This window comes from uncultured Bradyrhizobium sp. (assembly GCF_936943645.1).
GTDB lineage: Bacteria > Pseudomonadota > Alphaproteobacteria > Rhizobiales > Xanthobacteraceae > Bradyrhizobium.
This window is the reverse complement of record NZ_CAKZJO010000088.1, coordinates 68,071-84,303: the sequence shown is the minus strand read 5'-3', so window position 1 is coordinate 84,303 and position 16,233 is coordinate 68,071. Positions and strand designations below refer to the sequence as shown.

The window sequence follows — 16,233 nt, the reverse complement described above, 5'->3', positions numbered from 1 at the left end:
CGTGCTTCATCGTGTTTTGCGCCCGCGATCCTAGCTCCGGCGCCGAGAGAGCGGAACTGCGGGGTGCGAATGCCCCACCTCCTAATCACGCGTTAACGCCGGGGTAACCGGGCCTTAAACAGCGACCGCTAGCGTGCGGCGGGGCGGGCTGACCGGGCGTTTGCATATGGCGTGGGGAAAGAAAAAGGGTGGGCGGAAGGAGCCGCTGTTCGGCTTGCCCGCGGCGCTCGCCGATCTGCGCCTGACCCCGGCCGACCGCATTCCCGGCGGCGGCGACGACAAGCCGAAGAAATCAGGCAAATCATCAGGCAAACGCAAGAGCGAGGATGCCGGCGACGAGCCGCCGCGCGAGCGCAAGGCACCGGCCAGCCGCAGCGGCGCCAAGCGCCGGGCGAAGTCGCGGGGCGGGTTCAGTCTCGGTCGCCTGGTCTATTGGGGCGCGGTGCTGAGCCTGTGGGGTGTGATCGCCGTGATCGGCGTCGTGATCTATGTCGGCGCCCACCTGCCGCCGATCCAGTCGCTGGAGATTCCCAAGCGACCGCCGACGATCCAGATCGTGGGCATCGACGGCAGCGTGCTGGCGCAGCGCGGCGAGATGGCTGGCGCCAATATCGCGCTGAAGGACCTGCCGCCCTATTTACCGAAGGCGTTCATCGCCATCGAGGACCGCCGCTTCTATTCGCATTTCGGCATCGACCCCGTCGGCATCCTGCGCGCGCTCGTCACCAACGTCATGCATCGCGGCGTGTCGCAGGGCGGCTCGACGCTGACGCAGCAGCTGGCGAAAAACCTGTTCCTGACCCAGGAACGCACCATGCAGCGCAAGCTGCAGGAGGTGGAGCTGGCGATCTGGCTGGAGCGCAAGCATTCCAAGGACGAGATCCTGGAGCTCTATCTCAACCGGGTCTATTTCGGCTCCGGCGCCTACGGCGTCGAAGCCGCCGCGCAGAAATATTTCGGCAAGTCGGCGAGGAACGTCACCATCGCCGAGGCCGCGATGCTCGCCGGCCTCGTCAAATCGCCCTCGCGCCTTGCGCCGAACCGCAATCCGGAAGGCGCCGAAGCGCGCGCGCAGATCGTGCTCGCGGCGATGGCGGACGCAAAGTTCATCACCGATGCGCAGGCGCAGGCCTCGATCGGCCATCCCTCCTACAATGTGAAGCCGGTCGGTGCCGGCACGATCAATTACGTCGCCGACTGGATCGGCGAGGTGCTGGACGATCTGGTCGGCCAGATCGACGAGAGCATCAAGGTCGAGACGACGATCGATCCCAGGCTGCAGGGCGTGGCGGAAGCCGCCATCATCGACGAGCTCGCCGCCAAGAGCGTGAAATTCAACGTCAGCCAGGGCGCGCTGGTGGCGATGACGCCTGACGGCGCGGTCCGCGCCATGGTCGGCGGACGAAACTATTCCGAGAGCCAATACAATCGCGCGGTCACCGCCAAGCGCCAGCCGGGCTCCTCGTTCAAGCCGTTCGTGTATCTCACCGCGCTCGAACAGGGCCTGACGCCGGACACGATGCGCCAGGACGCGCCAATCGAGGTCAAGGGCTGGAAACCCGAGAACTACACCCACGAATATTTCGGCGCGGTGACGCTGACGCAGGCGCTGGCGATGTCACTGAACACCGTCGCCATCCGCCTCGGCCTCGAGGTCGGGCCGAAGAACGTGGTGCGGACCGCGCACCGCCTCGGCATCTCCTCCAAGCTCGAGCCCAATGCCTCGATCGCGCTCGGCACCTCGGAAGTCTCGGTGGTCGAGCTGGTCGGCGCCTATGCGCCCTTCGCCAATGGCGGCTTCGCAGTGGCGCCGCACGTCGTCACAAGGATCAGGACGCTCAGCGGCAAGCTGCTCTACATGCGCCAGCCGGACGAGCACACCCAGGTCATCGACCCCCGCTATGTCGGCATGATGAACACGATGATGCGGGAGACGCTGATCTCAGGCACCGCCAAGAAGGCGGAGATCCCGGGCTGGCCGGCAGCCGGCAAGACCGGCACCAGCCAGGATTATCGCGACGCCTGGTTCATCGGCTACACCGCCAATCTCGTCACCGGCGTCTGGCTCGGCAATGACGACAACTCGCCGACCAAGAAGGCGACCGGCGGCGGCCTGCCGGTGGAAGTCTGGACGCGCTTCATGAAGACGGCGCACGAGGGCGTACCCGTGGCGGCCCTGCCGAGCGCGCCGGGTGGCTGGGGCCTTTCAAATCTCGCGCAGGCGGCATCGCAGGTATCGCCGCCGACGGCGGCTGCGCCCGCACCGGCAGCGGCGAACAACGGCGGCTATCGCCCGCCGCCACCGACACGCGCCAACGTGCGACCGGAGCCTGCGGCAGGGCTCGATGGCTGGCTGATGGACCGGCTGTTTGGCGGAAACCGCTAGGCCCGGGTTGAGGGCATTGAGGCTCCTCAAAACAAAAATCGCGAAAACAACCCCATGCACAGTAGCCGAGGCTAACGAAATCAACGGCTTGCGCGGGCCGCCCGGACGCGTGAAACTCGCGCCGGACAGCAGCCGCATCCCTTCGGCAAGTCCTGCCGACCACGGCAAGATCAACCGAGTCGGGCTGCGCCCGAAAAGCAAAAACACCAGTCTCTTCAAGCACGCGCCACCGGCCCGGAATTTGCTCTCATAAGTTGAGCGAGTGGGAAGGAGCGTTCCATGATGTCAGGTGTGTCCGGCGCGACGTTGCCCTATCTGCGGCCCGCATCGACGTCCGCTTCACATGCAACATCGGGTCTTGAGCCGGTGGCACCGGATGAGACCAAAGCTGCCGCCAACGGATTTCGGGTCGACGTCTCGCAGGTGAAGCTGCTGTCGGGCGCCACGCCGATCTCGGTGGCGGATGATCCTGTCCTGCATGACCTCATGGCCACGAACTGGCTGATGACTCACGGCGCGACCGCGACGCAAGCCACCGTCTCAGACGATGCGCCTGAGAACACTTACGCTCAGGTCAAGGTTGACGGTCAGGTGGTCGCCACGCTGTACAACGGCGGATCCTCGACGATGACCAACGATGCGGCGGCAAGGATCGGCAAGCTGGAAGATCCCCCGGGTTTGGGCGGACCGCACCTCGCGCAATGGCGGGCGGACCAATACGCCGCGCGGCTCGGCGGCACCGTCGAGAAGGCCTCCACCGCCATCACCCAATCGCAATGGACGCCGCGCGAAAGCGCGTCCACGACTTACAGCCGCGAGCAACTCGACGCCGCCTTCCAGGCGATGCTGGCGGAGGGGCAGAAGGCAAGCGCGCAGCGGCAATCGGCTTATCTGGCGTCAGGCACGCAAGCGGGAAGGAGTGCCGTGAGGGTTGCCTGATGCAGCTCCACTCTCGCCGCCATTCCCCGCCTTGTGCGCAATTGCGCACTGGGGCGGGGAATCCAGTTCGCTGCGGCTTTCTCGGCGTAACAACAACGGCGTCCGGCCAGGCCGGGTGACGATAGCGTTGGCGGGAATCCCAAAAATGCGTCAACAGGCGTTCTGCTTGGCGCCGTCAATGAGTATCGTGCTGCGATCAGGTGAAGCGCGCAGCGCGTGGGACCCAATGTATATGCGCCAGATTGTTTTCGTCGTCGTGCTGCTCTGCGTTTTGGTTCGGTCCGGGGCCGCCACGGCCGAAGATGGCTTCCCGGCCGCGGAGTGGGAGCGCGTCACCCCTGCAGAATTGGGCTGGTCAGAGACCGAATTGGCCCAAGCGCGATCCTTTTCGGATCAGATTCGCTCGAGCGCGGTTGTGATCGTTCAGCACGGAAAGGTGGTGGCCGAGTGGGGCAATACCACGAAGCCGATGGAACTCGCTTCCATCCGCAAGAGCGTGCTCGGCGCCCTGATCGGCATCGCAGTGTCGGATCACCTGCTCAACCTCGACAGCACGCTTGGCGAACTCGGCATCGACGATAATCCGCCTGGATTGACCGTGATCGAGAAGGGCGCGACGGCGCGCGAACTCCTCGAAGCGCGTTCCGGGGTTTACCACGTCGCGCTCTACGAGACGCCGGACATGGCCAAGTTGAGACCGCCGCGCGGCAGCCACCCGCCCGGGACCTTCTGGTATTACAACAATTGGGACTTCAACGCGCTCGGCACGATCTACGAGCACGCAACTGGCAACGGCATCTTCGAGGCGCTCGACCAAAAGATCGCAAAGCCAATCGGCATGCAGGACTACCGGCCACAGGATGGCAGCTACGTCCGCGGCGAAGCCTCGATCCACCCCGCCTATGCGATCCGCATGAGCGCACGGGACTTGGCGCGATTTGCACTTCTCTATCTACACAAAGGCAATTGGGCCGGGCACCAGATCGTGCCCCGGGGGTGGGTGGAAGAGAGCACGCGTAGCCATTCGAGAGCCGCGTTAGGGATGGGCTATGGCTATCTCTGGTGGATCGGTTTTCTGGGCGGTGCCGTTGCGCCTACGGTCACTTTGCCGGAGGGCAGCTTTATGGCCCAGGGATCCGGCGGCCAATACGCCTTGGTCGTGCCCGCACTCGACCTCGTCGTGGTGCACCGTGTCGACCGCGACATGCCCTTCACCGAGCCGACCATGCGTAGCATTGGCAGGCTCTTCTGGCTGATCCTGAAAGCCGAGGGCTATGATCCCGGGCCCGATGCCTCGCTCACCGCAGCGGCCGGCGAACGACCGACAGGTGAGACCTTGGCCACAAAACTCCAGGGCAAGACGATCAGCTTCGGTACCAAGCTCAGGGATGGCCCGTTCACGATGCGATTCGAGCCCGACGGCCGGATGACCTATCCGCATTGGGACGAGTCCCTTGGACCTAAGGCCGGGACATGGACGGTCGTGGAGGACAAGCTCTGTATCTCGGGTGCCAAACGTCGCTGCTACATTCCCGTGCTGAACGGTGAGCACATTGAGTTGTTCGACCAGCTCGGCGTCATGCAAATCGACGGGGTGGCGCTGCCTCAGTGATCTGTGTGCAGCAATCGGCGCGTGACGTCGTTCAGGGACGTGGACGACAAAACGCTTCAACAGGACCAAGCAATGGTGTCGGCTGGCGACGCACTATAAAGCGCGATGAGACCTGGATGAATCGCCATCGCGCTTTAGGTTATTGTTTGCGCATGATCTTTCCGGAAAACCGCTTCGCGGTCGCGGCTGCGCCTTAACGAGCCGCGCACTAGTCCTCGACCCCATACCGGTGCAGGTCGTTCCCGTAGGTGTCGAGCCACTTCTTGGCGCGCTCCATTGACGGGCAGACCTTGCCGCAGACGCGCCAGAAACGGGCCGAGTGGTTCATCTCGACCAGATGCGCCACTTCATGCGCGGCGAGGTAGTCGAGCACGAAGGGCGGCGCGAGGATCAGGCGCCAGGAGAACGACAGCGAGCCCGCCGAGGTGCAGGAACCCCAGCGGCTGGACTGGTCGCGGATCGAGAGGCGCTTGACCCTGACCCCGAGCTCGGCGGCGTAGGCCTCCGCCGAACGCTGCAGATCGCGGCGTGCTTCGCGCTTGAGGAAATCGCTGACGCGACGGTCGACATGCTCGAGCCCGCCGGCAACGCAGAGGATGCGTTCACCGCTGTCGCGTACCTCCGTCCACACGGTGCCACGGGTGCCCGCGCGATGAACGATACGATGCGGCGTGCCGCGCAGCGGTATCACCGTGCCCGGCTGGAACGGTGCGGCCTTCGGCAAACGACCGAGACGTGCGGCGATCCACGCACCGTGACGCTGCGCGAAGTCCTTGGCTTCGGCCAGCGTGCCGCGCGGCGGCATGGTGAGGATGGCTTCGCGATCGCTCGGATGAATTCTGAGCGTATAGCGGCGCGCGCGGCGATGCCGGCGCAATCGGATGGCAAAAAATTGCGATCCGTGGGTGATGACGAGGGTCTTCGGTTCGTGGGGCCGCCGATAGAGGAGAGCGCGAGTGGCCATGTCTGTCAGTCCGGGGGGCAGGAGGGCGCCCGGATTCTGCCATAACCGCCGCCAGGGAAAGCGCTCGGCGCAAAAACAAATCATTTGCCCAATATACAGCGGTCTGGCGTCCGGGAGACCCTACAGACTGGGGTCGGAACCGGCTTTTTTCGCCCCCGCTGGACGCATGCGGCACCCCCAAGAGGTGAGTGCCGACTCACTCCTATGGAGCTACCTAAATACCGCGAATCTGGCGGGAAATTGACGCCGCCGGAGTCTCCGGCCGGGCCTGATTTTTTGACGGGAAAGCCGAAAACGAAGGTTATTCGGCCGCGCGCGCCTGCAACGAGCTCGGATTCGCTGCAGAGACCATAAAGTCATGAATCCGCGGCACGATCTCCGACTTGAAGCGCGAGCCGTTGAACACTCCGTAATGCCCGACGCCCTTCTGGACGTAATGAACACGGCGATGATCGGGAATTGAGCTGCACAATGTGTGCGTCGCTTCGGTCTGACCGAGACCGGAGATGTCGTCGTTCTCGCCCTCGACCGTCATCAGCGCGACGCGCGTGACCTTGGAGGGGTCGACGCGTGTTCCGCGATGGGTCATCTCGCCCTTCGGCAGCGAATGCTTCACGAACACGGTGTCGACGGTCTGGAGGTAATACTCGGCGGAGAGATCCATCACCGCGAGGTATTCGTCGTAGAACTCGCGATGCTTGTCGACGAGGTCGCCGTCGCCCTTCACCAGATGGGCGAAGAGCTGCTTGTGGGCATCCATGTGCCGGTCGAGATTCATGCTGATGAAGCCGTTGAGCTGCAGGAATCCCGGATAGACGTCGCGCATCATGCCCGGATGCGGGAACGGCACCTTGGTGATGACGTGGTTGCGGAACCAGTCGATGCCGCGCTCCTGGGCGAGGTTGTTCACCGCAGTGGGATTGCGGCGGGTGTCGATCGGGCCGCCCATCAGCGTCATCGAGGTCGGCACGAAGGGATCGCGCCGCGCTTCCATGACCGAGACCGCGGCGACGACGGGCACGGAGGGCTGGCACACCGCCATGACGTGGGTGTTGCCGCCGAGCACGTGCAGCATCTCGATGACGTAGTCGATGTAATCGTCGAGATCGAAACGGCCGTCGCTGAGCGGCACCATGCGGGCGTCGGCCCAATCGGTGATGTAGACCTCATGCGCGGGCAGGAAAGCCTCGACCGTGCCGCGCAGCAGCGTCGCATAATGGCCGGACATCGGCGCGACGATCAGCACGCGCGGCTGCGGGCTGCGCAGGGGACGGGCAAACTTGCGATCGAAGTAGAGCAGCCGGCAGAACGGCTTTTCCCAGACCGAGCGGACCTCGACGGGGACGCGGATGCCGTTGACCTCGGTGTCGTTGAGGCCCCACTCCGGCTTGCCGTAGCGGCGCGTGGTGCGCTCAAACAATTCGCAGGCCGCGGCGACCGACTTGCCGACCTCGGTGCGGGTCCAGGGATTGAGCGGATTCTGAAACAGCAGCTTGGTGGCGTCGGTGACGGCACGTGCCGGATTGAGAGCGGCGTGCGCCATCTCGTACATCCAGTACATCGGCGTCGTCAGGACCGGACTGCCTTCTGCCGCCAGGGGCGGCGCGCCGCCAAACTCACCAATGGGCATCGCTATATTCCTCTTCGCATCGCAGCATACTGCCGAATGCGTAATATTGCGTCAATGCATGGTTCCGTACATCTACGTGGCCGAAACCGCTAAACCTGCCCGAATCCACGAGAAAGTGACGCTATTCGCCGCCGGACAGCAGCGAGCCCTGTCGCTTGGCGCTGCGCAGAAGGGCAAGGAATGCCCCAAAAGATGCAACCAGAAGCACCGCATTGATGGCCAGCGCATCCAGCATCAGGTCGGCGCGGAACGTGTTTTCGATCAGGAGCGCGCGCATGCCTTCGAACACGTAAGTCGGCGGCAGCGTCCAGGCGGCATATTGCAGCCAGCCCGGCAGCACGCTGACGGGATAATAGATGCAGGCGAGCGGCATGATCGCGAACATCAGGGTCCAGACGATGCTCTCGGCGCCGAGGCCGTTTCGCAGCACGAGGCCCGAGACGAAGATGCCGACCGACCAGCTCGTGAAGATCAGATTGCAGAAGAAGGCGATCAACGGCAGGCCAAGCGCATAGACGTTGAAGTGAAACAGGAACAGCGCCAGCAGCGTCATCGGGATGACGCCGATCGCGAGACGGATCAGGCTCATCACCATCAACGACAGCAGAAACTCGATGGGCTTGAGCGGGCTCATCATGAGGTTGCCGAGATTGCGCGCCCACATCTCCTCCAGGAACGAGATGGAGAAGCCGAGCTGGCCGCGGAACAGGATGTCCCAGAGGATGACGGCGCCGATCAGCGTGCCGCCGGCGCGCGCGAAGAAGCTGGCGTTCTCCGCGATGTAGTATTGGATGAAGCCCCAGGTGATGACCTGAAGCGCCGGCCAGTACAGCAATTCGAGCAGCCGCGGCCAAGACGACAGCAGCAGATACCAATAGCGCAGGATCATCGCGCCGATGCGATGGGCGGAGATGCCGCGGTGGAGGGGGAGCTCGGTCATGGGGGTAATCCGCGGCCCGGATGGAAACTGTCATCCCGGGACGCGACGTAGTCGCGGGCCCGGGATCCATAACCACAGGCGGCTGTTGTAGGGCGAGACTGGTAACTCCGAGTCTTCGTCAAACTCGATCCTGTGGTTATGGATTCCGGGCTCGCGCTCCGCGCGCCCCGGAATGACGGGACTCTATCCAGGGATCTGCAACTCCCCCTCACCTCGCCGCCTCCTTCGCCCCGTTCACCCGGCCGCGCGCGACGTCCAGGAACACCTCCTCCAGCGTGGCGCGGTTGTAGCGGGCCATGATCGCCTCGGGTGTATCGTCGTCCTCGATGCGGCCGCGCTTCATGATGATGACGCGGTCACAGAGCCGCTCGACCTCCAGCATGTTGTGCGACGCCAGCAGGATGGTGGCGTTGTTGTCGCGGCGATAGCGCTCCAGATGTCCCCGCACCCAGTCGGCGGTATCAGGGTCGAGCGAGGCGGTCGGCTCGTCCAGCAGCAACAGCTCGGGCTGGTTGATCAGCGCCTTTGCCAGCGCGACGCGGGTCTTCTGCCCGGCGGACAGCTTGCCGTTGGGGCGATCCATGAAGTCGGTGAGGTCGAGATCGTCGGCGAGCGCGGCAATGCGCTCCGACAGGTTCTTCACTGCATAGAGTTTGCCGAACACGGTGAGGTTCTGCCGCACCGTGAGCCGCATCGGCATGTCGACATAGGGGCTCTCGAAGTTCATCCGCCCCAGCACGGAAGCGCTCTCCTCGGGCATGCCATGACCGAGCACCTGCACGCGGCCGGAGGTCGGCAGCACCAGGCCCATGATCATCGCAATCGTCGTGGTCTTGCCGGCGCCGTTGCCGCCCAGAAGCCCGGTGATGCTGCCGCGCGGCAGCGAAAAGGAGATATCGTCGACGGCCCGGGTCTGCTTGTAGACCTTGACGAGGTGATCGACGGCGATCGCCGCGGGCAAGCTGCTCTCCGCGACAGTCGGCCGACTTGAAGCCTCGTCATTCTCCGTCATGCTGACCGTTCTTCTGCTATTGCGGCAGGGAGCGCAAGGCTTGTAATCCGGTGGTTCCGCGAGCCCAGCGTTTGTGAGCTTAGAAGGCACCGCCACATTGGCCGACATGACCGAAATTGCCGCTTCCAACTTCCGCCATGCGCAGCGGCATATCCGCCTGGATACGATCCTGCGGCTGCGCTGGCTCGCGGTGCTGGGCCAGCTGGCCGCGATCTTCATCGTGGCGCAGGGGCTGGAATTCAACGTCGAGATCGTCCCCTGCGTCAGCATCATCGCCCTGTCGGCATCGCTGAATCTGGCACTCCAGACCGCAGCCAATCCGATGCACCGGCTGGAGCCGATCCAGGCCGCGGGGCTGCTCGCGCTGAATATCGTGGAACTGGCCGGCCTGCTGTTCTTCACCGGAGGCTTGCAGAACCCGTTCTCGTTCCTGTTTCTCGCGCCGGTGCTGATCTCGGCGACCGCGCTGCCGGCGCGCTTCACCTTCGGCCTCGGCCTGCTCGCCGTGGCCTGCGCCTCGGTGCTGTTCTTCTTCCATCTGCCGCTGCCCTGGGATTCTGACGATCCGCTGGTGCTGCCGCCGATCTATCTGGTCGGCGTCTGGCTCTCGATCGTGCTCGCGATCGGCGTCACCAGCCTCTACTCGTTCCAGGTGACGGAAGAGGCGCGCAAGCTCGCGGACGCATTGGCGGCGACCGAACTGGTGCTGACGCGCGAGCAGCACCTGACCCAGCTCGACGGGCTTGCCGCGGCCGCCGCGCACGAGCTCGGCACGCCGCTTGCGACCATCTTCCTGATCTCGCGCGAGCTCGAAAAGACGGTGAAGGACGCCAGCTTCGCCGCCGACCTGAAGACGCTGCGCGAGCAGACCCAGCGCTGCCGCGACATCCTGAGCAAGATCACCCAGCTCTCCACCGACGCACCGTTCGACCGCATGAAGCTGTCGGAGCTGATCGAGGAGGTGGTGGCCCCGCACCGCGATTTCGGCGTCGAGATCAAGGTGCGGATCGCGGTGGCCGCCGTGGCCGAGCCGGTCGGCTCGCGCAATCCGGCGATCCTCTACGGCGTCGGCAACATCGTCGAGAACGCGGTCGATTTCGCCCATACCACCGTCGAGGCGAACGCGTGGTGGAACAAGGACAATATCGAGCTCGTGATCTCCGACGACGGCCCCGGCATTCCGCCCGACATCCTGAACCGGATCGGCGAGCCCTATCTGTCGCGGCGGCGCCCCCAGGATGACGGCGGCGGCGAGCGGCGGGGCCTGGGACTCGGCGTGTTCATCGCGCGCACCCTGCTGGAGCGCACCGGCGCCAAGGTCTCGTTTACCAACCGGACGTTCCCGGAACACGGCGCGGTGGTCCACATCACGTGGCCGCGAGAGCGTTTTGAGGCTATCGAGACGCTCGAAGAAACAATAGGATAGGCATGATCCCGGAAAAGTGTTCAGCGGTTTTCCGATAGGGTCATGCTGAAAACCGGAATCGCGAGCGCGATGGCAATTCATCGCGCTTGAGGCCGCGACCTTGCGTCGCACGACGGGGCCGATCGACTATCGGCGGCCTTGGCACCGCCCGATTGCAAGGCCATATGTAGATGAGCAGGAGAGAGGAAAAACCTTGAACGCCATCGCCGAACTGAACGAACAGACCGACCGCTCGCTTCTCATCGTGGAAGACGACAAGCCGTTCCTGGAGCGCCTGTCGCGCGCCATGGAGACGCGCGGCTTCGCGGTGACGTCATGCGACACGGTCTCGGACGGTCTTGCGCAGATCGGCAAGGCAGCACCCGCATTCGCCGTGGTGGACCTGCGGCTCGGCGACGGCAACGGCCTCGACGTGGTCTCGGCGCTGAAGAAGAAGCGCCCGGATGCGCGCGCGATCGTGCTGACCGGCTATGGCAACATCGCCACCGCCGTCACCGCGGTGAAGATGGGCGCGATCGATTACCTCTCCAAGCCCGCGGATGCCGACGACGTCGTCGCGGCGTTGCTCTCGACCAGCGCGGAGAAATCCTAGCTGCCGGCCAACCCGATGTCGGCCGACCGCGTGCGCTGGGAGCACATTCAGCGCATCTACGAAATGTGCAACCGCAACGTCTCGGAAACCGCGCGCCGGCTCAACATGCACCGCAGGACGTTGCAGCGGATTCTGGCCAAGCGCGCGCCGCGGTAACGGTGCCGTAGGGTGGGCAAAGGCGCAAAGCGCCGTGTCCACCATTCTTCTCAGCATCGAAGAAAGACGTGGGCACGCTACGCTTTGCCCACCCTACAGCACCGCTTGCCCCGGACGCTGCGCAGCACGAAGTGATGCGCTGCAGAGCCGGGGCCCATGCCTCAGCTTGAACCACGGCCCTCTGGGTCCCGGCTCTGCGCAGCAGCGTTTCACGCTGCAGCGCGTCCGGGACACGAGACCGTCCTACTCCCAAAACTCCGCGTGGCCTTGCGGATCGACCAGGCGGTTGATGCGCAGTGCCGCCGCCATGGCGAAACGCACCGTCATCTGCTTGCGCGTGGCGGCGGCGAGCTTGTGCTCGGGCGCCTCGCACTGCATGTGCGCACCATAGGCGTCGGCGACGATCAGGCCGGTCTCCGCGGGAAAGATCTCGCACGGCAGATCCTGCGTGAAGGCGAAGAACAGCCGGTCGCAATGGGTGCGGTATTCGTGCCATTTCTGGTCCGCGCGCAGATCCTCCACCGACGATTTGATCTCGACGATCCAGATCTCACCGCGCTCGTTCAGCGCGACCAGATCGGCACGCCGGCCCGAGGGTAGCGGCAATTCGCTGATGCAGCAGAAGCCGAGCGAGCGCAGCAGCCGCGACGTGCCGCGCGCGATCGCAAGCGCCGTCTCGGATTGGCGGCGGTCCGGCGGTGGAACGAGAGCGATGTTGCGGGCGGGGCTGTCCATGGCGGGGAGGATAGCCGATTCCGTAGAACTGCACACTGCTCGATGGAGGATAAGCGCACCCTCGATCTCCGTTGTCGTCCCCGCGAACGCGGGGACCCATAACCACAGGGAGTTGTTGCAGGGCTCTCAGGTTAACTCCGAGTCTTCGCAAAACTGCTCCCTGTGGCTATGGGTCCCGGATCGGCGTTGCGCTTGTCCGGGACGACAGCGAGTGTGGTGCGAGAGCGCGGAACCTCCCCTCCCCCACGCACTTATCACGCAGCCGCCGCTCCTCGGCGGAACCACCGAGGCTGCGACGCATGATCGACGATCTCTGGTACAAGAACGGCGTGATCTACTGCCTGTCCGTCGGCTCCTACATGGACGCCAACGGCGACGGCATCGGCGATTTCAAGGGCCTGCTGCGCCGGCTGGATTATCTCCACGGCCTCGGCATCACCACGATCTGGCTGATGCCGTTCCAGACCTCGCCGGGCCGCGACGACGGCTACGACATCGCCGATTACTACAGCGTCGATCCCCGCTATGGCACGCTCGGCGATTTCGTCGAGTTCACCCATGGCTGCAAGCAGCGCGGCATCCGCGTCATCATCGACCTCGTCGTCAACCACACCTCGGATCAGCATCAATGGTTCAAGGAGGCGCGGCGCGACAAGAGCTCACCGTATCGCGACTGGTATGTGTGGTCCGACAAGAAGCCGGCCGGCGCCAACAAGGGCATGGTGTTTCCCGGCGTGCAGAAATCGACATGGACGCGCGACAAGGAAGCCGGCGCCTACTACTTCCACCGCTTCTACGATTTCCAGCCAGACCTCAACACCTCGAACCCCCATGTGCAGGCAGAAATCCTCAAGATCATGGGCTTCTGGATCCAGCTCGGCGTCTCCGGCTTCCGCATGGATGCCGTGCCCTTCGTGATCGCGACCAAGGGCGCCAAGGTGAAGAAGCCGGTCGAGCAATACGACATGCTGCGCGCGTTCCGCGAATTCCTGCAATGGCGGCAGGGCGATGCCATCATCCTCGCCGAAGCCAATGTGCTGCCGGAAACCGACATGGAATATTTCGGCCGCGACGCCGACCGCATGCACATGATGTTCAACTTCCACGTCAACCAGCATCTGTTCTATGCGCTGGCGTCCGCCGACTCGCGGCCCTTGGGCAAAGCGCTGAAGGCGACCAAGCCGCGGCCGGCCTCGGCGCAATGGGGCCTGTTCCTGCGCAATCACGACGAGCTCGATCTCGGCCGGCTGACCAAGGCGCAACGCGATGCCGTGTTCAAATCCTTCGGCCCCGACAAGGACATGCAGCTCTACGACCGCGGCATCCGCCGGCGGCTGGCGCCGATGCTGGGCGGCGACCGCCGGCGGCTTGAGCTCGCCTACAGCCTGATGTGCACGCTGCCGGGAACGCCCGTGATCCGCTATGGCGACGAGATCGCGATGGGCGACGACCTCTCGCTGCCCGAGCGCAATTGCGCGCGCACGCCGATGCAATGGTCGACCGAGCCGCATGGCGGCTTCACCAAGAGCGACAAGCCCGCCTGCCCCGTCATCGATACGGGACCTTACGGCTATCCGCATGTCAACGTCGCCAAGCAGCGGCGCGATCCCAACTCCATGCTGAACTGGACCGAGCGCATCGTCCGCATGCGGAAGGAAGTGCCGGAGGTCGGCTGGGGCGATTTCGCCATCATTGCCACCCGCGATCCCGCCGTGTTCATCATGCGCTACGACTGGCGCAACAATTCGGTGCTGTTCGTGCATAATCTCGACGAGAAGCCGCGCGAGATCGCGTTCGCGACAGGATTGTCGGGCGAGGCCGGCGCGCACCTGATCAATCTGCTCGCGGAGGACCACAGCCACGCCGACAAGCGCGGCCAGCACCGCATTGTGCTCGAGCCCTATGGCTATCGCTGGTACCGCGTCGGCGGGCTGGATTATCTGTTGAAGCGGAGCGACATCGACGGGAATACGGTGCGAGGGAACAAGCATCCGGGGTGATGTGGGCGGCGCTGCATCACATGCTCCGCCGTCGTCCCGGACAAGCGCGCCCTAAGCGCGCGTAGATCCGGGATCCATAACCGCAGGAGAGAAGTGTGGAGGCGAGCGGGCAACTCCGAGTCTTCGCAAAACATCTCCCTGTGGCTTTGGGTCCCGGATCTGCCCTCCGCTTTGCTGCGCTTGTCCGGGACGACATGGGAGAATGAGGCGATCACGATGCTCTCCAATAGCTACGGCGGAACGACGATGACCCCCTCATTGTCGCGCAGATCCAGCACGCCTTCGATTTCCTCGCCCTCGCGATCCAGAAACGTCGACAGCAATATCCTGCTGCCGAAACGGATCGCGCTCGTCGTCACCGAGATCGGGTCGGGACCGAGATTGAGCGCGACGATCACCGCCTTGCCCTCAGTCTCGCGTCGATAGATCAGGAGGTCGCCTTGCGCCGCGATTGGGTGATACTCGCCCGCGACCAGCGGCGGGCAGCTCTTCCGCAAGCCGATCAGGCGCCTGTAGAGATTGAGGATCGAGCGTGTGTCGGCTTCGAGATTGACGACATTGTCGCGCACATAATGCTCCGGCAGCGGCAGCCACGGCCGAACCGCGGAGAAGCCTGCGAAGTCGGACGCATCCCATTGCATTGGCGTGCGGCAGCCGTCGCGGCCGACGCCGATGCCCGGCACATTCTTCTCGAAGGGATCGCGGACATCCTCCGGCGCGATCGCCACCTGGTGCATCCCGATCTCGTCGCCATAATAGAGCGTCGGCGTGCCGCGCAGCGTCAGCAGCAGCATGGCGGCGACGCGGGCCTGCTCGGGACCGACGCGGCTCGCGACGCGCGGGCGATCGTGATTGCCAAGCACCCAGTTGGGCCAGGCACCGCGCGGCAGTGCCTTCTCGTAATCCTCGACGATCTTTTCGATCGAGCGCGCGCTCCAGAAGGTCGAGAGCAGCGCGAAGTTGAACGGCATCTGTGCGCCGGTAAGGTCGTTGCCGTAATAGGCCATCAACCGATGCAGCGGCAGGTAGATCTCGCCGATCAGGACGCGCGCGGAATAGGCATCGGTGACGCGCCGCATCTCGGCGATGACCTCGTGCACCTCCTGCTGGTCGGTGGAATATTGCGTCAGGATTCTTTCGTTCGGCGGCCGACCCTCGACGTAATGCGGGTTCGGCGGATTGTCGCGGAATTCGGCGTCCTTGATCAAATGCCAGATCACGTCGACACGAAAGCCGTCGACGCCCTTCTCCAGCCAGAACCGCATCACATCGTAGATGGCGTTGCGGACATCCGGGTTGCGCCAGTTCAGGTCCGGCTGCTGAGCGAGAAAGGCATGATAGTAATATTGCCCCGTGGTCTGATCGAGCTGCCACGCGCTGCCGCCGAACTCCGACAACCAGTTGTTCGGCACACCGCCGTCGCCCGCCGGATCGCGCCAGATGTACCAATCACGCTTCGGATTGTCGCGCGAGGCGCGGCTCTCGACGAACCAGGGATGCTGGTCGGAGGTGTGGTTCGGCACGAGATCGAGGATCAGCTTCAGGCCGTTGTCATGGACGGCCGCGATCAGCGCATCGAAATCCGCCATCGTGCCGAACAGCGGCTCGATGCCGGTATAGTCCGAAATGTCGTAGCCGAAATCGGCCATTGGCGAGGGAAAGATCGGCGACAGCCAGATTGCATCGACGCCGAGGGACTTCACATAAGGCAGCCGCCGCAAGATGCCGGCGAGGTCGCCGACGCCGTCACCGTCGCTGTCCTGAAAGGAGCGCGGATAGATCTGGTAGAAGATGCCGTCGCGCCACCAATTTTCTTCGCTTTGAGCCATGCCGGAAGACCA

The 16,233-nt window shown here is 64.2% G+C and carries 11 protein-coding genes and 1 pseudogene; 6 read left to right on the top strand and 6 right to left on the bottom strand.

Features of this window, described 5'->3' with window-relative positions:
- Window positions 1-166: 166 nt before the first annotated feature.
- The 3 genes from Q0743_RS26825 to Q0743_RS26815 all read left to right on the top strand — a co-directional run bounded on the left by Q0743_RS26825 (window position 167) and on the right by Q0743_RS26815 (window position 4,937).
- On the top strand, window positions 167-2,386 hold the full coding sequence (locus Q0743_RS26825; protein ID WP_298244490.1) for a transglycosylase domain-containing protein: 2,220 nt from the start codon (window positions 167-169) through the stop codon (window positions 2,384-2,386).
- A gap of 279 nt (window positions 2,387-2,665) precedes the next feature.
- Complete coding sequence (locus Q0743_RS26820) at window positions 2,666-3,325, top strand: hypothetical protein (protein ID WP_298244489.1); 660 nt, start codon at window positions 2,666-2,668, stop codon at window positions 3,323-3,325.
- Window positions 3,326-3,503: 178 nt separating this feature from the next.
- Window positions 3,504-4,937 carry a serine hydrolase gene (locus tag Q0743_RS26815; RefSeq protein ID WP_298244488.1) on the top strand — a complete coding sequence of 478 codons (1,434 nt, stop codon included), beginning with the start codon at window positions 3,504-3,506 and terminating at the stop codon, window positions 4,935-4,937.
- 208 nt (window positions 4,938-5,145) lie between these two features.
- Here the strand turns inward: Q0743_RS26815 and Q0743_RS26810 are convergent, their stop codons facing one another.
- The 4 genes from Q0743_RS26810 to Q0743_RS26795 form a co-directional block, all read right to left on the bottom strand.
- Window positions 5,146-5,985 (bottom strand): M48 family metallopeptidase, encoded by an 840-nt coding sequence (locus Q0743_RS26810; protein WP_097661541.1) that lies wholly within the window; start codon window positions 5,983-5,985, stop codon window positions 5,146-5,148.
- A 217-nt stretch (window positions 5,986-6,202) separates the two neighbouring features.
- Entirely contained in the window at window positions 6,203-7,531 is a 1,329-nt protein-coding gene (locus Q0743_RS26805) for a polyhydroxyalkanoate depolymerase (RefSeq protein WP_298244487.1), read from the bottom strand.
- A gap of 121 nt (window positions 7,532-7,652) precedes the next feature.
- On the bottom strand, window positions 7,653-8,471 hold the full coding sequence (locus tag Q0743_RS26800; RefSeq protein ID WP_298244486.1) for an ABC transporter permease: 819 nt from the start codon (window positions 8,469-8,471) through the stop codon (window positions 7,653-7,655).
- Window positions 8,472-8,679: 208 nt separating this feature from the next.
- A complete protein-coding gene (locus tag Q0743_RS26795; RefSeq protein WP_298244485.1) occupies window positions 8,680-9,483 on the bottom strand; it encodes an ABC transporter ATP-binding protein in 804 nt (267 codons plus the stop codon).
- A gap of 106 nt (window positions 9,484-9,589) precedes the next feature.
- Here Q0743_RS26795 and Q0743_RS26790 point away from each other — a divergent pair, with 106 nt between their 5' ends.
- Both Q0743_RS26790 and Q0743_RS26785 read left to right on the top strand, forming a co-directional pair.
- Window positions 9,590-10,909, top strand: a complete 1,320-nt coding sequence (locus Q0743_RS26790) for an ActS/PrrB/RegB family redox-sensitive histidine kinase (RefSeq protein WP_298244484.1) — start codon at window positions 9,590-9,592, stop codon at window positions 10,907-10,909.
- Between the two features lie 193 nt (window positions 10,910-11,102).
- Window positions 11,103-11,657, top strand: a pseudogene (locus Q0743_RS26785) (ActR/PrrA/RegA family redox response regulator transcription factor).
- Between the two features lie 243 nt (window positions 11,658-11,900).
- On the opposite strand, the gene Q0743_RS26780 reads toward Q0743_RS26785, so the two are convergent.
- Window positions 11,901-12,392 carry an MmcB family DNA repair protein gene (locus Q0743_RS26780; protein WP_298244483.1) on the bottom strand — a complete coding sequence of 164 codons (492 nt, stop codon included), beginning with the start codon at window positions 12,390-12,392 and terminating at the stop codon, window positions 11,901-11,903.
- A 299-nt stretch (window positions 12,393-12,691) separates the two neighbouring features.
- On the opposite strand from Q0743_RS26780, the gene Q0743_RS26775 reads away from it, so the two are divergent.
- A complete protein-coding gene (locus Q0743_RS26775; protein ID WP_298244482.1) occupies window positions 12,692-14,392 on the top strand; it encodes an alpha-amylase family protein in 1,701 nt (566 codons plus the stop codon).
- 230 nt (window positions 14,393-14,622) lie between these two features.
- On the opposite strand, the gene Q0743_RS26770 is transcribed toward Q0743_RS26775, so the two are convergent.
- Window positions 14,623-16,221, bottom strand: coding sequence for an alpha-amylase family glycosyl hydrolase (locus tag Q0743_RS26770; RefSeq protein WP_298244481.1), 1,599 nt, complete (start codon window positions 16,219-16,221; stop codon window positions 14,623-14,625).
- Window positions 16,222-16,233 lie beyond the last annotated feature (12 nt).